This window comes from Marinobacter sp. DUT-3 (assembly GCF_050379435.1).
Taxonomy (GTDB): domain Bacteria; phylum Pseudomonadota; class Gammaproteobacteria; order Pseudomonadales; family Oleiphilaceae; genus Marinobacter.
Genome location: NZ_JBNRMG010000010.1, coordinates 41,853 through 64,257, shown reverse-complemented (window position 1 = coordinate 64,257; position 22,405 = coordinate 41,853). Strand labels below are relative to the sequence as shown.

The 22,405-nt window shown below is 59.1% G+C and carries 18 protein-coding genes; 16 read left to right on the top strand and 2 right to left on the bottom strand.

The window, feature by feature from the left end; all coding sequences use genetic code 11:
• Positions 1–253: 253 nt before the first annotated feature.
• The 14 genes from aroQ (at position 254) to ACQUWM_RS14635 (ending at position 17,061) form a co-directional block, all read left to right on the top strand.
• Positions 254–691, top strand: coding sequence for a type II 3-dehydroquinate dehydratase (gene aroQ / locus ACQUWM_RS14700; protein ID WP_406989231.1), 438 nt, complete (start codon positions 254–256; stop codon positions 689–691).
• Between the two features lie 32 nt (positions 692–723).
• Positions 724–1,191, top strand: a complete 468-nt coding sequence (gene accB / locus ACQUWM_RS14695; RefSeq protein ID WP_428922651.1) for an acetyl-CoA carboxylase biotin carboxyl carrier protein — start codon at positions 724–726, stop codon at positions 1,189–1,191.
• A gap of 18 nt (positions 1,192–1,209) precedes the next feature.
• Positions 1,210–2,556 (top strand): acetyl-CoA carboxylase biotin carboxylase subunit, encoded by a 1,347-nt coding sequence (accC, locus tag ACQUWM_RS14690; RefSeq protein WP_406989235.1) that lies wholly within the window; start codon positions 1,210–1,212, stop codon positions 2,554–2,556.
• 7 nt (positions 2,557–2,563) lie between these two features.
• A complete protein-coding gene (gene prmA / locus ACQUWM_RS14685; protein WP_428922650.1) occupies positions 2,564–3,460 on the top strand; it encodes a 50S ribosomal protein L11 methyltransferase in 897 nt (298 codons plus the stop codon).
• A gap of 62 nt (positions 3,461–3,522) precedes the next feature.
• On the top strand, positions 3,523–4,764 hold the full coding sequence (locus ACQUWM_RS14680) for a DUF3426 domain-containing protein (RefSeq protein ID WP_428922649.1): 1,242 nt from the start codon (positions 3,523–3,525) through the stop codon (positions 4,762–4,764).
• Positions 4,765–4,983: 219 nt separating this feature from the next.
• Complete coding sequence (gene dusB / locus ACQUWM_RS14675; RefSeq protein WP_428922715.1) at positions 4,984–5,979, top strand: tRNA dihydrouridine synthase DusB; 996 nt, start codon at positions 4,984–4,986, stop codon at positions 5,977–5,979.
• Positions 5,976–6,293 (top strand): DNA-binding transcriptional regulator Fis, encoded by a 318-nt coding sequence (gene fis / locus ACQUWM_RS14670; protein ID WP_297790569.1) that lies wholly within the window; start codon positions 5,976–5,978, stop codon positions 6,291–6,293. Before dusB ends, fis begins: the two co-directional genes overlap by 4 nt.
• Before the next feature lie 88 nt (positions 6,294–6,381).
• Positions 6,382–7,962, top strand: coding sequence for a bifunctional phosphoribosylaminoimidazolecarboxamide formyltransferase/IMP cyclohydrolase (gene purH, locus ACQUWM_RS14665; protein WP_428922648.1), 1,581 nt, complete (start codon positions 6,382–6,384; stop codon positions 7,960–7,962).
• A 22-nt stretch (positions 7,963–7,984) separates the two neighbouring features.
• Positions 7,985–9,271 carry a phosphoribosylamine--glycine ligase gene (gene purD / locus ACQUWM_RS14660; RefSeq protein WP_428922647.1) on the top strand — a complete coding sequence of 429 codons (1,287 nt, stop codon included), beginning with the start codon at positions 7,985–7,987 and terminating at the stop codon, positions 9,269–9,271.
• 184 nt (positions 9,272–9,455) lie between these two features.
• A complete protein-coding gene (locus ACQUWM_RS14655) occupies positions 9,456–11,645 on the top strand; it encodes a TonB-dependent receptor family protein (RefSeq protein WP_428922646.1) in 2,190 nt (729 codons plus the stop codon).
• 144 nt (positions 11,646–11,789) lie between these two features.
• Positions 11,790–12,725, top strand: a complete 936-nt coding sequence (locus tag ACQUWM_RS14650; protein ID WP_407002762.1) for an alpha/beta fold hydrolase — start codon at positions 11,790–11,792, stop codon at positions 12,723–12,725.
• A gap of 17 nt (positions 12,726–12,742) precedes the next feature.
• On the top strand, positions 12,743–14,317 hold the full coding sequence (locus tag ACQUWM_RS14645) for a cation:proton antiporter (protein WP_428922645.1): 1,575 nt from the start codon (positions 12,743–12,745) through the stop codon (positions 14,315–14,317).
• The gene (locus ACQUWM_RS14640) at positions 14,317–14,958 is read left to right on the top strand and encodes a methyltransferase domain-containing protein (protein ID WP_407002764.1); all 642 of its coding nucleotides are present in this window, start codon (positions 14,317–14,319) and stop codon (positions 14,956–14,958) included. The genes ACQUWM_RS14645 and ACQUWM_RS14640 overlap by 1 nt, the downstream gene beginning before the upstream one ends.
• Before the next feature lie 93 nt (positions 14,959–15,051).
• The gene (locus ACQUWM_RS14635) at positions 15,052–17,061 is read left to right on the top strand and encodes a hypothetical protein (RefSeq protein ID WP_428922644.1); all 2,010 of its coding nucleotides are present in this window, start codon (positions 15,052–15,054) and stop codon (positions 17,059–17,061) included.
• Positions 17,062–17,145: 84 nt separating this feature from the next.
• Here the strand turns inward: ACQUWM_RS14635 and ACQUWM_RS14630 are convergent, their stop codons facing one another.
• Positions 17,146–17,889 carry a putative 4-mercaptohistidine N1-methyltransferase gene (locus tag ACQUWM_RS14630; protein WP_407002766.1) on the bottom strand — a complete coding sequence of 248 codons (744 nt, stop codon included), beginning with the start codon at positions 17,887–17,889 and terminating at the stop codon, positions 17,146–17,148.
• A gap of 24 nt (positions 17,890–17,913) precedes the next feature.
• A complete protein-coding gene (senA, locus tag ACQUWM_RS14625; protein ID WP_428922643.1) occupies positions 17,914–19,245 on the bottom strand; it encodes a selenoneine synthase SenA in 1,332 nt (443 codons plus the stop codon).
• A gap of 296 nt (positions 19,246–19,541) precedes the next feature.
• On the opposite strand from senA, the gene ACQUWM_RS14620 reads away from it, so the two are divergent.
• A complete protein-coding gene (locus ACQUWM_RS14620) occupies positions 19,542–21,743 on the top strand; it encodes an ATP-binding protein (RefSeq protein ID WP_407002768.1) in 2,202 nt (733 codons plus the stop codon).
• Positions 21,740–22,405 (top strand): LuxR C-terminal-related transcriptional regulator, encoded by a 666-nt coding sequence (locus ACQUWM_RS14615; RefSeq protein ID WP_407002769.1) that lies wholly within the window; start codon positions 21,740–21,742, stop codon positions 22,403–22,405. Before ACQUWM_RS14620 ends, ACQUWM_RS14615 begins: the two co-directional genes overlap by 4 nt.

Genomic DNA, 22,405 nt, shown 5'->3' with positions numbered 1-22,405 from the left:
CCACTTCAGTCGTAAACCGAACTTGTTAGACGATGGTCTAAAAGGACTGCCAAACCGTCGGAAATGAAACAAACGTCTTATGGACGTCTGGCCGGCACCCTCCGACAATGATTCGCAATGTGAGACTTCCCGCTGTCACATCCGGAACGTCGAAATGTATTGATCCGAAAGCCATGAGAACGCACCATGAATGGAAAATGACGCCATTTTCGGCGATCCTGTAGAAAATAATGGAAACAAGGCACGTATCATCATGTCGACTATACTCGTACTCCATGGCCCTAACCTGAATATGCTGGGTACCCGGGAACCGGAACTGTATGGCCGTGAAACCCTGTCGGATATTGACGACCGGCTTCACGAACAGGCAGCAGAACAGGGTCATCACCTGCTCCACCTGCAGTCCAACGCGGAGTACGAACTGATTGAACGCATCCATGATGCACGCAATGAAGGTGTCGATTTCATCATTATTAACCCGGCGGCGTTTACCCACACCAGTGTGGCTCTGAGGGACGCCTTGCTGGCATCGGGTATTCCCTTCATCGAGGTGCATCTTTCCAATGTGCATGCGCGGGAAGCGTTCCGCCATCACTCCTATTTTTCCGATATCGCCGAAGGCGTTATCTGCGGGCTGGGCAGCCAGGGGTACGACCTCGCACTTCAGGCGGCCCTGCAGCGAATTCACTGATAGACCACAGACAATACGGGACCTAACTGACTATGGACATTCGTAAGATCAAGAAGCTGATTGAGCTCCTGGAGGAATCCGACGTCGAGGAGCTGGAGATTCACGAAGGTGATGACTCCGTTCGCATCTCCCGTCGCGGTGAACAGACGGCCGCCACACAGTACATGGCCCACTACCCGGCGCCAGCACCTGCACCGCAGCCGGCTCCGGCCGCCGAAGCCGCCGCTCCTGCTGCCAGTGAGAGCTCAGCTCCGGCTGCGCCGTCCGGTCATGCTGTCAAGTCACCCATGGTCGGCACCTTCTATCGCTCACCCTCCCCGACGGCCAAGGCCTTTGTGGAAGTGGGCCAGCAGGTCAAGGCAGGTGAAGTGGTCTGCATCGTAGAGGCCATGAAGATGATGAACCAGATCGAATCAGACAAGAGCGGCACCGTCACTGAAATCCTGGTGGAGAATGGTCAGCCGGTAGAGTTCGACCAGCCTCTGGTCGTCATTTCCTGAACTCGGTGATTGCATATCATGGCTATGTTAGAAAAAGTTCTGATCGCAAACCGGGGAGAGATCGCGCTCCGCATCCTGCGCGCCTGTAAAGAGCTGGGCATCAAGACTGTCGCCATCCACTCACAGGTCGACCGTGACCTGATGCACGTGCGCCTTGCGGATGAATCCGTCTGTATCGGCCCGAACAGCGCAGCGGACAGCTATCTGAACATCCCCACTATCATCAGTGCGGCGGAAGTGACGGATTCCGTGGGCATTCATCCCGGCTATGGTTTTCTTGCCGAGAATGCTGATTTCGCCGAGCAGGTCGAGAAAAGCGGCTTCCGCTTCATCGGCCCGAGAGCGGAAACCATTCGCCTCATGGGTAACAAGGTTTCAGCCATCAATGCCATGATCCGGGCGGGTGTTCCCACCGTTCCCGGCTCCGATGGTCCGTTGACTGACGACGATGAGCGAACCCTGCGCATTGCCCGTGAGATCGGCTATCCGGTGATGATCAAGGCGGCATCCGGTGGCGGTGGCCGTGGCATGCAGGTGGTTCATTCGGAAGCGGCATTGCTCAAGGGCGTCCAGATTACCCAGAGCGAAGCCCGCAATGCCTTTGGCGATCCGACAGTCTACCTGGAGAAATTCCTGGAGCATCCACGGCATGTGGAAGTTCAGGTGCTGGCCGACATGCACGGCAACTGCATCCACCTGGGAGACCGCGACTGCTCGATGCAGCGCCGTAACCAGAAGGTGATTGAAGAGGCGCCGGCTCCGAACATCAATCCGGAAGCCCGAGAGCGCACTCTCAAGGCATGCGTCGACGCCTGCAAGGAAATCGGCTACGTGGGTGCCGGTACGTTCGAGTTCCTGTATCAGGACGGCGAGTTCTACTTCATCGAGATGAACACGCGGGTACAGGTGGAGCATCCGGTCTCCGAGATGGTCACCGGCGTGGACATCGTGCGCGAACAGCTCCGCGTTGCCAGTGGCTTGCCCCTGCAATACACCCAGGACGATATCCGCATTTCCGGCCACGCCCTGGAATGCCGGATCAACGCCGAGGATCCCAAGACGTTCGTACCCAGCCCGGGCAAGGTCAAACACTTCCATGCCCCTGGCGGCAACGGTATCCGGGTCGATTCGCATCTGTACAGCGGCTATACGGTACCCCCGTACTACGATTCCCTGGTGGCCAAGCTGATCACCTGGGGCGATGACCGCGAGATCGCTCGCCGGCGCATGAAGAACGCTCTGGACGAACTGGTTGTCGAAGGCATCAAGACCAATCAACCCCTGCATCGAAAACTGGTACGCGATGGTGGCTTTAAACAGGTAGACTTCACCATCCATTACCTGGAAAAACTGATGCGGGATTGAAGCAAATATGCCCTGGATACAACTACAGATCCCGGCTGATCCGGACAACGCGGATCAGCTGGAAGATCTGCTCATGGAGATGGGCGCCGAAGCCGTCTCCATGGAAGATGCAGCCGACCAACCGTTATACGAGCCCGACCCCGGCACCACCCCACTGTGGCACCAGACCAATGTCACCGGCCTGTTCGATTCCGAACGGGACATTGAGCAACTGCGCGCCGCCGTTATCGATGCCTGGCATCAGCAGACTCAGCAATCCCTGCCGGAGATTGCGGTGACGCTGGTGGAAGACAAGGACTGGGAACGGGCGTGGATGGATGACTTCCAGCCTTTGCAGTTCGGCGAACGGCTGTGGATTGTCCCCAGCTGGCATGACGCCCCAGATCCCGACGCCGCCAACCTGATGCTTGACCCCGGTCTGGCCTTTGGCACCGGCACCCACCCCACCACCGCCCTGTGCCTGCAGTGGCTGGACGGCCAGGACGTACAGGGCAAACAAGTGATCGATTACGGTTGCGGCTCAGGCATTCTCGGCCTGGCAGCGCTGTTGCTGGGCGCCGATCACGTTATCGGCGTGGACACCGACCCCCAGGCGCTGGAAGCCAGCCGCGACAACGCCCAGCGCAACGGCGTCGAAAACAGCCGCCTCGACCTGTATCTTCCCGAGCATGAGCCCGATACCAAAGCGGACATCATGCTGGCCAACATCCTGGCCCAGCCCCTGATCGGGCTTGCCCCGCACCTGGCCGCCCTGGTCAAGCCCGGCGGCGACCTGGTGCTGTCCGGCATTCTGTCCAACCAGGCCCGCGAGGTCATGGCGGCGTATGAACCCTGGTTTGTGATGGATGAGCCGGAACAACAGGAAGAGTGGATACGGCTCACAGGACGACGCATCGACAGGTGACGAATCCTTTGTGAACCACTAAACTCCGTGACTCGTAGCGAAGTCGCTTACAGGAACGAAGCATGACCCAAAGCAGCCTGCAGACACGATGCCCCAATTGCGATACCCGGTTCCGGGTAACGGATGAGCAACTCAGTATTGCCAAAGGCAAAGTGCGCTGCGGGAACTGCATGGAAGTCTTCAATGCCGTGGATCACCAGGTCGGACCGTCAGCTTCCGCCGGATCGACGCAACCCTCCCCTGCCCAGCCTCCCTCCCGGGAGCCGGATGAACCCGCCAGCGGTTTCTCGGCTGACGATGATTTCGTATTCGCCGACAACCCGGAGGAGGATGCCGTAGAAGGTCGGTATGCGGGCTCCCGGATGACCTTTTCCGAGGAGGAGCTGAGTGACAGCTTCCGCTCCATCAATGAAGAGTCCGGATCAGAATTCGACAACCGGGATGAAGACGACAGCCAGGACATTGATGAAAGCTGGGCCGAGGCGATGCTGGCTGACGATGACCACAAGCACAGCGGCCCGTCCGCCACCCGTGAATCCTCGCCTGCGATTGAATCCGAGCCCGAGCCACGACCGGCCATCGAACCTTCGGTCAAGCCGGAAGCGGTGATCCCGCCCCAGGACGACGAGCTAACGTCCGACAAGGTTTCGGCCGCCACGGACAGCCCGTTGGCGCTTGAGCCTACCGATGATCATGCTCAATCGGCGTCTGGCAATCTGCCAAAAGAAGACGAGACGGATCGTGACGAGCCCATAACCGCTTACCAGCCCTACAGCGACCTTCGGCGGGAACCGGTATCGGTGCGCGGTGGCTCGGGAGGGCGAGTGCGAACCGTAATCTGGAGCCTGGTTGTACTGGCACTGATCGGCGTACTCGTTGCCCAGGTGACCTGGTTCCAGTTTGACCGGCTGTCATCCATTCCGGAATTACGGCCGTTTTACGAGCAAGGCTGCGAACTGGCCGGTTGCAAACTCAAGCCACTGATTGATGTGGACTCCATCCAGAGCCGCAAACTGGTGGTGCGGACCGATCCGGACAACCGCAGCCAGTTGCTGGTGGAGGCGGTGATTATCAACCGGGCAACGTTTGCCCAGCCTTTCCCCGCGATCGCCCTGACCTTCTCCAATCTGAACGGCGATGTGGTTGCCCAGAGCGTCTTCACCCCCGAGGAATACATAGCCGGCGAAGGCCGTGAGTTATCAACCATGCCAACGGACACACCGGTGCGCATTGCCATCAGCATCCGTGACCCGGGCCGCGACGCGGTGAACTACAACATCGCCTTTCAGGCATATAGCCCGTAAGCGAGCCTTTACTTGCCAAAGACAGCCGAACGCCACCGAACAGACTAAAAGTCAACCAGAAAGCACGAAAAATAATCAATTTTTTCACTGCTTTGCCCCTTCAATCGCTGGCGTCCCGGCGGTATCATTACCGCCCTTCGGATCAGGATCGGTTACTTATTGAGCAATCGTTCCATTCCGACCCTTGCTCAATCCGCTGTGACACGGACTCAGATCATGCTGCCAACGGCAAAAATCGGGCCGTACACGTTGCCCAACCCGCTGATTGTCGCACCCATGGCAGGTGTGACGGACCGCCCGTTCCGCCTGCTGTGCAGGAACATGGGCGCCGGGCTGGCTGTATCGGAAATGGTCATAGCAGACAGCAAGCTCTGGCACACGCGCAAATCCAGGACCCGCATGGATCATGCGGGCGAACCGGAACCCAGATCGGTCCAGATTGCCGGCGGCGATCCCGAAATGCTGGCCCACGCCGCGAAACTGAATGCCGAGTACGGCGCCCAGATCATCGATATCAACATGGGCTGCCCGGCCAAGAAAGTCTGTAACAAGGCCGCCGGTTCCGCGCTGATGAAGGACGAAAGCCTGGTCAGGGAGATACTGGAGGCCGTCGTCGACGCCGTGGATATCCCGGTTACCCTGAAGATGAGGACTGGCTGGGACCGGGACCATCGCAACGCGCCCCTGATCGCACGCATGGCAGAAGATGCAGGCATTCAGGCGCTGGCGGTTCACGGCCGCACCCGGAAGGACGCCTACAAGGGCGACGCCGAGTACGACACCATCGCGGACGTAAAATCCCGCGTCAGCATACCGGTGTTTGCCAACGGTGATATCACCTCCCCGGAGAAAGCGAAACAGGTACTCCAGCACACCGGCGCCGACGGTCTGTTGATTGGCCGGGCAGCTCAGGGCCGGCCCTGGATCTTCCGGGAAATCCTGCATTTCCTGGAGACCGGAAAACACCTGCAGGCCCCTCCGCTGGCTGAGGTGGAACACATCCTGACGCAGCACCTGGATGCCCTGCACCAGTTTTACGGTGAGTTCATGGGCGTGCGCATTGCCAGAAAACACGTGGGCTGGTATCTGCAGTCCCACGACGAGAGCAAACAGTTCCGCAAACGCTTCAACGCCCTGGACGAGGCGGGGGAGCAGAGAGACAGTATTCAACAGTATTTTGCAGGCTTACGAAATGGAGAGGTATTCGCAGCATGACCGCTGAGACTTTGGCAAACGACAACCTGAGCACATCGGCCAACGATGACATTCATCAGTTGCAGACGGTGAACAGCAGCGGCAACAGCGTCACCCTGCGTGACAGCGTCGAAGTTGCCCTGAAGAACTACTTCGCCCAGCTGGACGGAGCACCGGTCACGGAAGTGTACCAACTGGTGCTGTCCGAAGTGGAGGCGCCCCTGTTGGAGCAGGTGATGAAATACACCCGCAACAACCAGACCAAGGCGTCTACCATGCTTGGCCTGAACCGCGGCACCCTGCGCAAGAAGCTGAAGCAATACGGTCTGCTATAATCCAGACACCCGATTGAAACGAGGGCCTCCCGGACACCATTCGCGAGGCCCTTATTCGTTCATCTCCAGCAAAGAATGTGACCAACCCATGGCAAACCAGGCTAACACCCCCGTCCGTCGTGCGCTGATCAGCGTCAGTGACAAATCTGGCATCGTCGATTTCGGCCGTGCCCTGACCGAGCGCGGTATCGAATTGCTCTCCACCGGAGGTACCTTTCGCCTTCTGAAGGAAAACAACATCCCGGTCACCGAGGTGTCCGATTACACCGGCTTCCCGGAAATGATGGACGGCCGGGTGAAAACCCTGCATCCGAAAATCCATGGTGGCATCCTGGGCCGACGCGGCACCGATGACAGCGTGATGGGAGAGCACAACATCAACCCCATCGACATGGTGGTGGTTAACCTCTACCCCTTCGAAGACACTGTCGCCAACCCCGACTGTGACCTGCCTACCGCCATCGAGAACATCGACATCGGTGGTCCGACCATGGTGCGCGCCGCCGCCAAGAACCACAACGATGTCGCCATCGTGGTGAATGCCTCCGATTACAGCCGGGTGCTGGAAGAGCTGGAAGAAAACGACGGCCAGTTGACCTACAACACGCGTTTTGATCTGGCGGTCAAAGCCTTCGAGCACACCGCCGGCTACGACGGCGCCATCGCCAACTACCTGGGCGGCCGCACCCCGGACAACGACAGTGCCGATTTCCCCCGCACCTTCAACGCGCAGTTCGTCAAGGTTCAGGATATGCGGTACGGGGAAAACCCTCACCAGCGCGCCGCCTTCTACGCCGAGCGCAACCCGAGGGAAGCCTGTGTCGCCACCGCCAAACAGCTGCAGGGCAAGGAACTGTCTTACAACAACGTGGCGGATACCGATGCCGCGCTTGAGTGCGTGAAACCCTTCGCGGACCCGGCCTGCGTTATCGTCAAACACGCCAACCCCTGTGGCGTGGCCATTGGCGCCGACATCCGCCAGGCCTATGACCTGGCGTTTGCCACCGATCCGACATCCGCATTTGGCGGCATTATCGCGTTCAACCGTGAACTGGATGCGGAGACCGCCAGGGCCATCATTGACCGCCAGTTCGTGGAAGTCATCATTGCCCCGACCATTGCCGCAGAGGCGGTGGAACTGGTCGCTGCAAAGAAAAACGTGCGCCTTCTGGCCTGTGGTGAAATTACCGGTGAGCGTGCCAGATCGCTGGACTACAAGCGCGTTACCGGAGGCCTGCTGGTGCAGGACCGTGACCTGGGCATGGTGGCCATGGAAGACGTCAAGGTGGTCACCCAGCGCCAGCCGTCCGAGCAGGAGCTGAACGACCTGCTGTTCGCCTGGGAGGTGGCCAAGTACGTCAAATCCAACGCCATTGTTTACGCCAAGGCCGGACGCACCATCGGCGTCGGCGCCGGCCAGATGAGCCGGGTTTACAGCGCGAAAATTGCCGGCATCAAGGCTGCCGATGAAGACCTGGAAGTGAAGGGTTCGGTTATGGCTTCCGATGCCTTCTTCCCGTTCCGGGATGGTATCGACGCAGCCGCACAAGCCGGCATTACCGCCGTAATCCAGCCCGGTGGCTCCATGCGCGACCAGGAAGTGATCGACGCCGCCAACGAACACGGCATTGCCATGGTGTTCACCGGCATGCGCCATTTCCGGCATTAATCCGACGAGCAGGAAGACGACTATGAATATTCTCGTTATAGGCGCCGGCGGCCGGGAACACGCCCTGGCGTGGAAAGCCGCCCAGTCTCCGGATGCTGACCGGGTCTTCGTTGCACCGGGCAACGCCGGCACCGCCCGTGAAGCGGGGCTGGAGAACATCAACATCGACGTCATGGACCTGGACGGGCTGGCGGATTTTGCTGCCGCCAATAACGTCGGCCTGACCATCGTCGGTCCCGAGGCGCCACTGGTTGCCGGTATCGTCGACAGGTTTGACGAGCGCGGCCTGCGGGTTTTTGGCCCCAGTGCAGGCGCCGCGCAACTGGAAGGCTCCAAGGCCTTTTCCAAGGACTTCCTGGCCCGCCATAACATCCCCACCGCCGCATACGCCAATTTTACCGAGGTGGATGATGCCCTCGCCTACGTGCGCGAACAGGGCGCGCCCATCGTGGTCAAGGCCGACGGCCTGGCCGCAGGCAAAGGCGTGATCGTGGCGATGACACTGGAAGAAGCCGAAGACGCCATCCGCGATATGCTGGCCGGCAATGCCTTCGGCGCCGCCGGCAGCCGGGTGGTCATCGAGGAATTCCTCGATGGCGAGGAAGCCAGCTTTATCGTCATGGTGGACGGCGAACACGTTCTGCCCATGGCCACCTCCCAGGATCACAAGCGGGTCGGCGACGGCGACACAGGTCCCAATACAGGCGGCATGGGAGCCTACTCACCGGCCCCGGTGGTGACAGCCGATATCCACCAGCGCATCATGGATGAGGTGATCTACCCGACCGTGCGTGGCATGGCGGCCGAAGGTCACCCCTACAAGGGCTTCCTGTACGCCGGCCTGATGATCGATGGCAACGGCGCTCCCAAGGTGATTGAGTTCAACTGCCGCTTCGGCGACCCGGAAACCCAACCGATCATGCTGCGCATGAAGTCCGATCTGGTGGAACTGTGTGGTGCCGCCATTGATGGCAAACTGGACCAGTGTGATTCCAAATGGGATGACCGTGCCTCAGTAGGCATAGTACTGGCCGCCGGCGGCTACCCGGGCAGCTACGACAAAGGAGACGTCATCTCCGGGCTACCCGAGTCTGAAACGGCGGGTGAAAAAGTGTTCCACGCGGGTACTCGACTCAATGGTGAGCAGGTTGTGACTAGCGGTGGCCGTGTGCTGTGCGCCACGGCCCTCGGGCAGACCGTCACGGAAGCCCAGCAGCGCGCCTATAAGGTTGCTGCAAGGATCCAGTGGGACGGTGTGTTTTATCGCAAGGACATTGCTTATCGGGCCATAGCGCGAGAACAGTCCTGACCCTGAGATAATAACAAGCCTCTCGTAAAGCCCGGCCCCGCCGGGCTTTTTTTGTGTTTAGGCCCCAGAAATACAGCAATGGATACTCAATAACCTAAATCTACATGATAATTTTTACTTGTTGCAAATACGTATCATTTGTATAGTTCGCATCCTCACCTAAATCAGCTGTAAGGATTTGAAGATGATGCCCCGATTCTCCCGAAGCCTGTTGGCAACCGCCATCGTTGCCGCCGCCACTTCAGCCGGCGCCCAGGAACAGACTCTGAATGAACTCGTCATAATTGGTGACGACAGCTCCGCGTCCGCTTTACCGGGCTCTGCCCACGTTGTGACCAACGAAGACCTGGAAACCATGAAGTACACGGACATCCACAAGGCGGTCCGCGAAGTCCCCGGCGTTTACCTGAAGGAAGAGGACGGCTACGGCCTTCGACCCAATATCGGCATTCGTGGTTCCGGTTCCGGGCGTTCGTCCAAGATCACACTGATGGAAGACAGTGTGCTGATCGCACCGGCGCCTTACTCAGCCCCTGCGGCCTACTATTCCCCCACGTTTGGCAGAATGAGCGGTATCGAGGTCCTCAAAGGTCCGGACCTGCTGCGTTACGGCCCGTTCACCGTAGGTGGCGCGATCAACCTGCGCTCCACCCCGGTCCCGACATCCGAAGCCGGCCACGTCACTGCTGAGGTGTCCGAAAACGCCGGCAAACGCATCCACAGCTGGTATGGCAACAGCACTGAAAACGCAGCGTTCATCATTGAAACCTTCCAGGAAGAAACCAACGGCTTCAAGGAATTGCAGCAGTCCAGCCGTGACACCGGTTTTGAGAAGCAGGATTACGTGGCCAAGGCCCGCTTCAACTCAGACGCCTCCGCGGACATCTACCACCAGCTTGACCTGAAATTCCAGTACAGCGAAGAATTGAGTAACGAAACCTATCTCGGCCTGACCGATGAGGATTTCAAGCGCAACCCCAACAAGCGCTATTTCCTGTCCCAGCTCGATAACATGGACAACCGTCACAAGGGATACTCAGCTACCCACCTTGTGGAACTGTCCGATGACCTGTCGCTGACCACCACACTCTACCGCAACGAGTTCAAGCGTAACTGGTACAAAGGCAACTTCAACGACCTGATCGAAGCGGCCAACAACGGCGACCAGACCGCCTACAACCAGCTACAGGGTACCGAGGCCTTTGGCCCGTTCACCCTGACCAATGGCGCGCGGGAATATCTGTCCCAGGGCATTGAAGTGAAAGCGGACTACAGCATCGACCTCGCGGACATGCGCCACGACATCACTGTGGGCGCCCGCCTGCACGAAGACGAGGCAGACCGTTTCCAGCCCAAGGATCGCTTCGAACAGGTAGTCAACAACGGACGGCCCGCTTTCGAGTTCGTTGAACAGATTGCCCCCACCGGTGGCGACAACCGGATCGATGAAGCCGAAGCCCTCAACCTGTTTGTGGCTGACCGCATCGCCATCAACCCGGACCTGACAGTGACAGCATTGCTGCGTTATGAGGATATCGAAACCTCACAGACCCGATGGAGCACGCCGGAGCGCACGTCCGCCAGCGAAACTGAAACCGCCAGCAACGATACCAGCGAGCTGCTGCCAGGCCTGGGCGCGACCTACCGCCTGACACCCACGGTAACCCTGATCGGCGGTGTCCACCGCGGTATGGCGCCAGCAGGCTCCGGCGGTACCAATGTCGAGCCGGAACTGAGCACCAACTTCGAAGCCGGTGCCCGATACAATAACGGAGCACTGCGCGCCGAAGCCATCGCGTTCTACAGCGATTACGAAAACACCGTCAGGAACTGTTCCATCGCCAATCCGTGCGATGTAGGCAACCAGACCATCGACTCCGGCACCGTCAGTGAAGGCGAATCCGAAATCCAGGGCCTTGAGCTGCTGGCTTCCTACGAGTTCGCCCTGCCCAACGGACTGACCGCACCGGTACAGGCGACCTGGACCTACACCGATGCCGAGGTCACCAAAGACAGCGATGACGGCAGCGTGCTGAAGGGCGACAACCTGAGCGACCTTCCGGAAAACGTCGCGGCCCTGCGTGCCGGCCTGCGCGACGGCGACTTGTGGGATGCCTATATCAACATCGCCTATGTTGACGAAACCTGTGTCGATAACACCTGTGATCGTTCCGGTACCGATAACACCTTCCGTAAGACCGACGCCTACACTGTGGTGGACCTGTCAGGCAGTTATGCCCTGAACACGTCTACCCGGGTTTATGCCAAGATGGACAATGTGCTTGATGATCAGGAAATCGTGTCCCGCAGCCCGCACGGTGCACGCCCCAACCTGCCACGCACAGCATACGTTGGCATCAGTGTCGACTTCTGATCACTGATCACCATAAGGGCTGAAGGAACAGCCCGACTCAGGAAACCTTTGAGCCCGGTCCTTGACCGGGCTTTTTTTTAAGTTACTGTAACCTTTGCCTGATACGGACAGCCCTCCCACAATGAAAACGGAGCCAGATTTTCAATGACATCGACAACCCGACTGCCAGTGATGCTTCTGCTTACCCTTGCCACGCTGCTTTGGGGTTGCTCACGCCAGGACATCTACGACACGGCCATCGACTGGGAGCGCTCATCCGCGGGGCTTGAATCAGACCGGGTAGCGGTTGGGGAAATGGACATTGCCTATCTCCGGAACAAAGAGTCAGCCAATGGCGATAGCGTCGTACTTATTCACGGATTCGGCGCCAACAAGGACAACTGGACGCGCCTGGCCGCGGAGCTGACCGATGACTTCAACGTCTACGCCATCGACCTTCCCGGTCACGGTGACAGCAGCAAGGATCTGGATCTCGGCTACCGCTTCGAAGACCAGGTTCAACACGTGTCCCGTATTCTCGACGCGCTCGATATCGACCAGGCCCATATGATGGGCAACTCCATGGGGGGCGCCATCACCGCTCTCTATGCCGCGAGGTTTCCCGAGCAGGTCCGTTCTGCTGTCCTGTTTGATCCCGCAGGCATCTTTGAATATGACAGTGAACTGGTGGACCTGGTGACGGAGGGCGACAACCCGCTGATCCCGCGAAAGCCCGGAGATTTTGATCGCCTCATGGACTTCGCCCTGGAGAAAAAACCCTTCGCGCCCTGGCCGATCCTGGATGTGATGGAACAAAAGGCCATTGCCAACCGGGAAGTCAACGAGGTTATTTTCGCCGCCATTCGCGACACCGGCTACGAACCGGATTTCCGTAACGCCATTACACAAATCCGCGCTCCGGTACTGGTGGTGTGGGGCAAGGAGGACCGTGTGATAAATTATCGCAATGCCGATGTGTTTGTGGAGCGCATTCCAAATGCCCGAAAGGTACTATTGGAAGGCGTGGGGCACGCGCCCATGATAGAGGTACCGGAAGAATCTGCCAGACTGTTTCGGGAGTTTATTCAATCCAGCCACTGATCCAGTAGACGACCACCATGCCAGAAGCAATCTGGATTTCATTCGCCTTTGGACTCGGGCTGTTGGTAAAAACCGCCGGCCTGCCACCCCTGGTCGGCTACCTGGCGGCCGGATTTGTCCTGAGCGGCCTGGCCGAAACCATCGACATCACCGTGGAGGCCACCAACGCCCTTGAGCACATCGCTCACCTTGGCGTTCTGCTGTTGCTGTTTACCGTAGGCCTGAAACTCAAACTACGCTCGATTATCAGCGCGGAAGTCATCGGCGGCAGCCTGTTCCATTTCGCCATCACCTGCGCGGTATTTACCCCGGGGCTGTACCTGCTGATGGATCTGACCTGGCAGACAGCGCTATTACTGGCCATCGCCCTGTCGTTCTCCAGCACCGTGCTCGCTGCCAAGGTACTGGAAAGCAAGCGGGAATTACGGGCTTTTCATGGTCGCGTGGCCATCGGCATCCTGATCATGCAGGATCTGATCGCCCTGGTGGTAATGAGCCTGGCTTCGGGACAAGCGCCATCCCAGTGGGCGCTCGTTGTCTTTGGCTTGCCAATGCTGCGCCCACTGTTGTTCCGGCTCCTCGATGCCAGTGGCCATGACGAACTGCTGGTTCTACTCGGGTTACTGCTGGCCCTGGTGCTCGGCGGGCTTGGCTTCGAGGCGGTCGGGCTGAGTTCGGAACTGGGAGCGCTGGTGTTTGGCGCCATGCTGGCCAACCATCCGCGCTCCCAGGAACTGGCCAAATCCCTCTGGAGCGTCAAGGAAGTCTTCCTGGTTGGTTTTTTCCTGCAGATCGGCATTAGCGGACTGCCTGACGGCGATGCCCTGATCTTCGCTCTGGTTGCTTCGGTGGTGTTGCCACTGAAAGGCATCCTGTTCTTCTTTTTGCTGCTCGCCTTCCGACTCCGGGCCCGCAGCAGCTTTCTCAGTGCTCTGTCACTCACCAACTACAGTGAGTTCGGCCTGATCGTCGCGAGCGTTGCCCTGCCGGACTGGTTGGTGCCACTGGCACTGACCGTAGCGATATCCTTCATTATTTCCGCTCCAGTCAACCGTTTTGCCCATACCCTTTACGAGCGTTTCAGTGCACGGCTCACGCCCTACGAAGGCCAACGCCACCACCCCGATGAACAACCGATTTCGCTGGGAAGCACCAGGATGCTGATCATGGGGATGGGCCGGACCGGCACAGCCGCCTATGATCATCTGGCTGAGTCCGAAGCCCGCGTTATGGGACTGGACTCGGATCCTGCCAAGGTCGCCAAACACCAGAAGGCGGAACGCAACGTGGTCTTCGCGGATGCGGAGGATATGTCCTTCTGGCAAGGCCTTCATATGCCATCGGTTGAAGCAGTCATCCTGAGCATGGGTGACATTGAGGGTAAACTTATCGCCGCCCGGAATCTCCGGAAGAAAGGCTTTTCGGGTTACATCGTGGCTCACACCATGTACGAGGATGAAGCACGACAGATTCGGGAAGCCGGGGCGAATGAGGCCTACCTCACCATGAGCGAAACCGGTGTCGCGCTGGCCAGCCAGTTAAAGAGCCGGCAAAGTGCGGCGCCCGGACACACTGCGGGAGCAGAAACCTGATGTTCGAGCCGGCCGTGTCCGGAGAAAGCCGGATGACCCAGATGACGTCCCTGCACGAGGAACGCCTGGACCAGGTGTACCGCGTGCTGAAGGCAACCGGGGCCACCCGCGTACTGGATCTGGGATGCGGTTCGGGTTCGCTGTTGTACCGCCTGCTCGCGGATGGTCAGTTCCGCTCGATCACCGGGCTGGAGCATTCCGGTCTGTCCCTTCAGCAGGCCCGCGTCAATCTGGCTGCCTACCTGTCTGAAGGCGCTCCCCGGATTCAGTTGATTCGTGGCTCCTACGCCGAGAGCAACCCCGCGTTATCGGGCTACGATGCCGCCGCGATGGTGGAGACCATTGAACACGTTTATCCCGGAGAGCTCTCCAAGGTGGAACTCGCCGTGTTTGGCGAATACAGGCCAGGCTGCCTGTTCATGACCACTCCCAATCGCGAATACAATCCGTTGTTCGATCTTGCCCCCAATGAATTCCGCGAGGAGGATCACAAGTTCGAGTGGGACCGCACCAAGTTCCGCCGCTGGGCTCGCGGCGTGGCGGAGCGCAACGGGTATCAGGTGGAGTTTGGCGGTATCGGTGAATACGATCCCGAAGTGGGCCATCCCACCCAGACCGCGTTTTTTACCCGAACACGCTGAATTCAGCGAATACCCAATTTAGGGGATTTTACCTCACCCGGCTTTTGCCATAGTCACCCGGCAAACACCAAAAACCATACAAGGGTGAGCGATATGCATTCATTCAAGCGGTTAGCATTATTCTCGGCGGTCACGGCCAGTCTGGCGGTTGCCGGCTGCAGCAACTCCTCCAGCAGCGGCAGCGATGATACGGCGGACACACAGGGCACGGAGGTAGGTGGCAAGGCAACTGCGCCGGGCGGCATGGTGGCCCAGCTTGAACCCAAGTCTCCGCTTGAGGTGGCTGTTGCGTTTTTTGTTCCAGGCGCAGCGGCAGCCATCACCGGACTGGAGCCCGTGGAAGGAGCAGACGTCGAGCTCATCCGTGTTGACAACGATGGCAACCAGATCGGCGATGTTCTCGCCCGGACCAGCACGTCCGTCACTGGTGACTACACCCTGACGGTGCCCGATGGCACAAGCCTCGCAGGCAACCTGATCGTGCGCATCACCGGCAGCAATAACCAACAGATACGTGCCCAGGTGGTGGACCAGGAGGTGGACATTGACCCGATATCGGAGTTTGTCCTGCAGAAATTTATCGACAGGGGAGCCGATCTCGACAGCCTGGAAACCGACAAGGTTGTCAAATTGCGAGGCCAGGCCGATGAGTTTGACCTGACCGCGGAGGCGGATCTTTCGTCCATGTTCGCCAAACTGGATGAGGAAATCGGCGACTTCGTGGAAGGCCAGGTGGACTCCATTTCCACACCCGAAGGGGACGTCACCGAGATCGCCGGCGACTTTCGCAGCTCAGCCCTGAACCTGGGACTGCATGATTCCGACGGCCAGGGCTTTGGCACTTTCGCCACCGATACCTACAGCGACGACTTCACCTTTACTGACAACGGTAACGGCGAGGTCGGCGTAACCCTGAGCGCCAATGCCTCTGCTTACGCCTTCCTGGGAGGCGCCGATGATGGCAGCGCCATGGTGGAATACTTCCCGGAACTGGCGGACACCGAGACGGAATCCTTTACCGGCACATACGGCAGCAACGGCGTACTGACCATTGATGGAGAATTCGAGGAGGACATCGACGGCGACTTCGGTTTCCGCTTCCCGCCGGTGACCTATCGACTGCAGAAGACCACAGGCAACAATCTGTTCTTCCTGCTGGCTCAGGAAGCAGCGGTCCGCTACCGCACTATCGATACCAATGAGGACGGCGAAAAAGACGCTGTTGACCCGAACCAGAAGGACGGTGACGAAGTCATGCGTTCCCTGGAGTACTTTGCCCGTTTGCCGGAGAGCGCCACGGACAGCGACCTGAGCGGTGACTTTGGTCTGGTCAGCCTGCTCACCGAACTGAGAGAGGGCGCAGGCATTCGTATCGAGAGCGAGCGAACCACGGTGACGTTTAATGGCGATGGAACCTTTGACGCGATGGCCGGCAGCCTGGTCGAAATTGCCCGTAACGGCACCGGCGGCACGACGACACAGTCCGGCCCCAGTGATGCTGGATCAGGCTCAGTCACTCTGGAGGCCGATGGCACCATCAGTGATATCGGGGGTCCCGCCAACGGCTTCGTCAACGACACGTTCGATTTCCTGGCAGTACCGGACTTCGACGGCGCCAACCCGAATGACGGCACTGATTTCGCCGAGATCCAACACTCCCTGATGGTCAAACTGCCAGACGGTTCGGCACCGAGCCTGACTGACCGCACCTATCGGGTATTTATGCTATCGGTGACCTTCAGGGACAATGGCAGCATCTTCCTCAACAACATGGGCTTTGACTCCACCCTGACCTTTACAAGCGAGACGGCGGCAGACATTGCGGGTGATTATATCTCAGTCGTGAAAAGCGGAAGTCTGGCGGCGGAAGTGGGCAAAGAAAGCTTCGCGCTGGAAAACACGCTGGATGTCAGCGTCGACGGTAGCGGTTCGCTGACCATGACCGCGCCCCAGGCCAGCGGCGGCGATGGCGTAACCACCATGGACGGCTTCATCAGCCACGATGGCTCTCTGGGTCTGCTGCGCACGTCGTTCGATCCGGACGGGGCGGGGACAGCCGCTTTCGAAGACCTGGGACTGGTCGTTCTGGTCGAGCTGCCCTGATCATCCCTTAACAACCGGGGGCGCAACGTGCGCCCCCGGTATCCCCAGACTTAACCTTGTCCTGATACTCAGCCCTTTCCAGGTTCAGCGAATTCTTCGCCAAGCTGTCAGTTCAGCAATGGTGTGCTGGAATTTCCGCCGGGTTTCGCGAATCACAAACGTCACATCCATCGGGGTCTGAACCAGTTCGAAATGATCGGACAGTATCTCCCGCATGCCATCCAGGACACTCCTTGGCTGCCCATTCAGTTCGAAACCGCCAATCCAGTTGTTGCGGGGCGTAAACTCCTCCATCAGGGTGTAGGGGGAACTGATGACCAGAGTGCCTCCCACCGCCAGGCGTTCGTGGATACCGGCAAGAAACGACCCGGGAGCCTGCAGCCGGTCGATCAGGTTGCCGGCAAAAATCAGGTCATAGTTCTGATGCTCAGCCCCCAGCTGACAGGCGTCATCCATGGCAAACGACACTCGTTCGGCAGCCCTGCGCAAACCCAGATCGTCGAGACTTATGGTCACGCGCTCACCCAGCTCACCTTCATCCCGCCGAAAGTAATCGATTTCACCGTGCTGTTTGAGGTGATGGGCCGCATCCACAAATCGCTGCGAGAGATCGATACCCACGACTTCATCAAACACCCGGCCCAGTTCAAAGGCCGTGCGGCCAACGGCACAACCCAGATCCAGTGCCTTGCGCTTGTCCCGCCCGGCCATCATTTCCAGGCAGATGCCGGCACACCGTGCGGGGTAATTACTCACCCCAAAATAGTGATCCCCGAAGTGGAATCCCAAATACTGGCTGAGCAATTCATCGGTTTCATACACGTTCATGGCTGGTCCTCAGCAGTGTTCTGGTCACGCACAACTGCGGAACCCGGTGTATACGTCGCATCTCATGGGCAGGTATGCCTGCCGATAGGTGCCCCTGATCAGCGCGGCCGACGTGGCGCAACTTCCGCCACGAGTGACTTTGTGGTCACCGAACTGCAGGGTCGACATGAACGGGTACATATCGACCCGGAAGCCATCGTAGGGAAAGAACTGGCTACTGGTCCATTCCCAGACGGTACCGATCATCTGACGGCAACCAAACGGGCTCTCACCTTCAGGGTAATCCCAGACCGGATTTTGTGCCATGGCGCGGCCGCTCATATCGGCATGTGCCGGGCTCACCGGGTCGTTCCCCCAGGGGAATCGGCGGAAAGGTTCACCAGGCTGGTTACCCAACGCCGCGACTTCCCACTCGTATTCAGTCGGCAGTCTCCGGCCAGCCCAACGACACCAGGCTTCCGCTTCCCAATAGCTTACATGGGTAACCGGAGCGTCCAGATTCAGCGGTTGCCAGTCATCGAAAAGGCGCTCCTGCCATTGGTTATCGTGCCAGCGCCAGTATAACGGTTGTTTCGGCAGGTGCATCAGCGGACCGGCACAGTTATGGACCAGTGAAACATCGACCTCGGTCTGCAGCCACTTGCGCCCCCCGAAGGACCAGAGTTCCGGGCGCCGGTATCCACCATCCTCGACAAAATCGAGGAATTCCCGATTGGACACAGGTAGACGGGAGATCGCGAAGGATTCCAGCTCCACCTCAAACCTGGGCTTCTCATTATCAAACGCAAAATCGTAGGTGGCGTATCCCGAGGACTCGCCGGGCATCCCGATCACCCAGCGCCCCGCCGGGATGGTGACGTCGCCGGCAATCCGGTCACCGGGCGCAACACGTTCAGGGTTATGGTCGGGAGGCGCTGGATACCCTACCGTCTGCCGGCACCAGATCAATGACTCAATATGCATGTTCTGGTGGAAAATGGCGTAACGGTAAAGGTACAGATCTGCATCTGTCAGTGCCTTACTCTGAATCCGCTCCGCCACACGGTCGTAGATGGTATCGAAATAGCTCAGGGTGTCTTCACGGCCGGGGAACAGCTCCCGACACCAGCGATCCCGGTGGTCAACGTGAAAGGAATCCCACAGATCATCCATAGCGGGATTGTAGCTGGGGGTGCCATCCAGCAGGTTAAACACAAACACTTCGTAGAAAAAAGCGGCATGCCCCATCTCCCACAAGGGAGGATTTACGCCAGGATGATAGGGCACGTCGAGCATGTCATCCGGCAGGGAGGTAATCAATGCCCGGGTACGCCGCCGGGTTTGCTCCAGTTCTGCCAACAGTGTTGCTTTATTCACGCTCATGCTCTCCAAACGCTCGGGTTCGTTAAATACGATAACAAACTGCCTGCCGGATGAGTGCCCTGGCGGCGGATTTTTTGCCGTTTTCCTGGACATCGCATACCCAGTTTGGGGGATTACCATCTTTCCCACACTTGTCATAGTTCCAGGGGAACAAAGTGACAATGGGAGCATGCCCCAAGGCTGCTGGCAGCCCTTGTGGCTTGTCGGGCCAACCGGATTCTTCCGCCTTGCCCCCCTTATGCGGCTCAACTATAACCCGTACACCCGGACAACTTGACGCTAGGAGCGACATGTCTAAGCAATGGGCTCCATCGAAGGTCTTGTCGACTGGTATCGCCGTCGGTCTGGCCCTGTTTCTTCTTGCCCTTTACTTTGCCACTGGCGTGCCCCGCCTGGGCATCACCACCGTGCCTGGCCAGGAAGGTGCGCGCATTGTCGAAGTTGACCCGGAAGGCCCCCTCGCCAGAATCCTGAAACCCGGCGATGAGCTCGTCGCCGTTCGTAGTGAAACACGGGAAATGGACCTGGAACCGTTTGATGCCATTGCCGAACCGGACGATGCCTCCACCTACGGTCCCTACAACCGATTCTTTGAACGCCAGGATCGCCTCTGGGAAACGCTGCAATCGGACCGCGTCACTTTTGGCTTCAAAACCGCGGAACCCATTCCGGGCTCGGGCACGCAGGCGCTGATTCAGCAAACTGACTGGGTGACCGTTAACCTGACAGCTGACGTTAGCCCGACAGACCTGTCACCCGAGTTCTGGTACCAGGTGATTTGTGGTCTGCTGATTTTCTGGATGGGGGTCGCTGCCTGGGCGTTCGTCCAGAACGAGCGCGGGCCTTTCTTTTACGCCCTTGCCGGTTTCGGCATTGCCGTGGCGATTATCTCCAGCGCGGTGTACACCACCCGCGAACTGAGTCTGCCAGCCGACCTTCTGCTGGCCCTGTCCCGTAGCAACCAGTTCGGTGCCATGCTGTTCGCTGGCGCTGGCACCACTCTGTTGTGGCACTACCCGACATCCCTGTCCAATTTCCGCTTCGAATGGCTGATGCTTCCCCTGGTGGCGCTGATCCTGGCAGCAAACTGGGGGCAATGGATCGACAGCCTCGACATTACCGCCCGCTATACCCTGCTGGCCTGGGCGCTGACGGATGTCATCCTCGCGGTTGTCCAGTGGCGGCGAACCCGGCGGGAGCCAGTGGCGCGGGCGCGCCTGAAGTGGTTTGTCTACTCCTGGTTCGGCGGCATCATCAGCTACCTGTCGCTGGTGGTTGTGCCCCAGGTGATCGGCTACCCCTCGCTGATCCATCAGAAATACGCCTGGATCCTGTTCGTCCTCTCCTACCTCGGCATTGCCCTCGGTATCGTCCGTTACCGTCTGTTTGACCTCGACCGCTGGATCCTGGTGGCCTGGTTCTGGTTCCTGTGCGGCATCCTCGTTATTGTGATCGATGGCCTTCTGGTGCTCTGGCTCGACCTGCAATACTCCATGAGTCTGGTGGTGAGCCTGGCTCTGGTGGGCTGGGTGTATTTCCCGTTGCGGCAGATGCTGCTTCGCCGCTTCCTTCCTTCTTCCGCCAGAGAAGACCAGTGGGAGCAACTGCCCACCATGATCAGCGATGCCTTTGAGGTTGGCGGCAGCATCGACCGGCAATGGCAGAAGGCCTTGCACAGGTCGTTCAGCCCACTGCAGACCCGTCGCCTGGAACACGGCTGTGCAATACCGGCTGTCCTGGACAATGGCCTGAAGTTGCGGACGCCTCTGCTGGGCGAATCCGCCTGCCTGGAGATGAGTTACGCCAACCAGGGGCACCGGCTGTTTGACCATCAGGATACGCAGTTTGCCGCCCGGGCAATGGAGCTCTTTCGCTTTGCCCGCCAGTACCGGGACTCCTTCGAGGACGGCATCAGGACCGAGCGTGAACGGGTGGCCCGGGATCTGCACGACGACGTCGGGGCGAGATTGCTGTCCATCATATACCGGGCCAACGACACCGAGCTCAGCGGCCTGGCAAGGGAATGCCTGCGGGAGCTGCGCGGCGTTATTCAGGGGCTCCAGAAACAGATCGTGCCTCTGGACCAGAGTTTCTCCCGCTGGCACACCGAAGCTGGTGAACGCTGCCAGTTGTTCGGAATTGATCTGCAGATGACCCTCGCCCCCGACGCCGCCGTCGTGACCCTGACACCCAGGGTGGAACGTAACCTGATGAGCATTATCCGGGAGTTCCTGAGCAACACCATTCGTCATGCACGGGCGACGGATGTCCGGTTGCACATCAGCTATCAGGAAAGCTGTCTGATCCTCGATGCCAGCGACAACGGCGTTGGCTGGGGCAGTGAACTGACCGCAAACGCCAGCGGCATCGGCCTTCACAGCATTCGCGAGCGATGCGAAGAGCTGGATGGCGACATGCGCTACTACTGTCCGCTGAACAGCGGCGCCGGCATGATCTGCACATTGCCGGTGCCCGGAGGTCCACAATCATGAAACAGGTGTTGATTCTTGAGGACCTGAAAGATGCCCAGCGGTGGCTCACCGGCGCCGTTCTGACCTCTTTCCCGGAGGCACAGGTGCATTGTTGCGATACCCTGGGTTCGGCCCTGGCCTGGCTGGACGGCAAGCAACCCGAGCTGTGCCTGGTCGACCTGCGCCTGCCGGACGGCTCCGGTGTCGACTTCATTCGCCACTGCAAGTCCGTCGCCCCGTCCGCCCATCAGGTGGTCACCACCATTTACGACGATGACATTCATCTGTTTCCCGCCATACAGGCGGGCGCCAACGGATACCTGCTCAAGGACGAGCCGCGCCAGGTGATTGCCGATGCGTTGAAGAATCTGGCCACCGGAACGCCGCCGCTGTCGCCCCAGATCACCCAGCGCATGATGAATTACTTCCAGCAGGTGCGATCAACGCCCCTGGGACAGGAGGGGCGACAGGACACCGCCGGAATGCTCAGTTCCCGGGAGCGGCAGGTTCTGGAGATGATCGCCCGGGGATTCAAGACTGCCGAAGTGGCTGACATTCTGGACGTCAGTTATCACACCGCCGCGCGGCACATCAAGAACATCTATGCCAAGCTTGGCATCAGCAGCCGCGCCGAGGCGGTGCAGGAGGCTATCCGCCTGGGACTTTACAATCCCCATGGCTGA

Coding starts and splice junctions, on each gene's coding strand:
- ACQUWM_RS14635 (WP_428922644.1), top strand. CDS start 15,052: ATGCATTCATTCAAGCGGTTAGCATTATTCTCGGCGGTCACGGCCAGT.
- ACQUWM_RS14630 (WP_407002766.1), bottom strand. CDS start 17,889: ATGAACGTGTATGAAACCGATGAATTGCTCAGCCAGTATTTGGGATTC.
- aroQ (WP_406989231.1), top strand. CDS start 254: ATGTCGACTATACTCGTACTCCATGGCCCTAACCTGAATATGCTGGGT.
- ACQUWM_RS14640 (WP_407002764.1), top strand. CDS start 14,317: ATGTTCGAGCCGGCCGTGTCCGGAGAAAGCCGGATGACCCAGATGACG.
- accB (WP_428922651.1), top strand. CDS start 724: ATGGACATTCGTAAGATCAAGAAGCTGATTGAGCTCCTGGAGGAATCC.
- purH (WP_428922648.1), top strand. CDS start 6,382: ATGGCAAACCAGGCTAACACCCCCGTCCGTCGTGCGCTGATCAGCGTC.
- ACQUWM_RS14680 (WP_428922649.1), top strand. CDS start 3,523: ATGACCCAAAGCAGCCTGCAGACACGATGCCCCAATTGCGATACCCGG.
- ACQUWM_RS14655 (WP_428922646.1), top strand. CDS start 9,456: ATGATGCCCCGATTCTCCCGAAGCCTGTTGGCAACCGCCATCGTTGCC.
- accC (WP_406989235.1), top strand. CDS start 1,210: ATGGCTATGTTAGAAAAAGTTCTGATCGCAAACCGGGGAGAGATCGCG.
- fis (WP_297790569.1), top strand. CDS start 5,976: ATGACCGCTGAGACTTTGGCAAACGACAACCTGAGCACATCGGCCAAC.
- ACQUWM_RS14620 (WP_407002768.1), top strand. CDS start 19,542: ATGTCTAAGCAATGGGCTCCATCGAAGGTCTTGTCGACTGGTATCGCC.
- ACQUWM_RS14645 (WP_428922645.1), top strand. CDS start 12,743: ATGCCAGAAGCAATCTGGATTTCATTCGCCTTTGGACTCGGGCTGTTG.
- prmA (WP_428922650.1), top strand. CDS start 2,564: ATGCCCTGGATACAACTACAGATCCCGGCTGATCCGGACAACGCGGAT.
- ACQUWM_RS14615 (WP_407002769.1), top strand. CDS start 21,740: ATGAAACAGGTGTTGATTCTTGAGGACCTGAAAGATGCCCAGCGGTGG.
- ACQUWM_RS14650 (WP_407002762.1), top strand. CDS start 11,790: ATGACATCGACAACCCGACTGCCAGTGATGCTTCTGCTTACCCTTGCC.
- purD (WP_428922647.1), top strand. CDS start 7,985: ATGAATATTCTCGTTATAGGCGCCGGCGGCCGGGAACACGCCCTGGCG.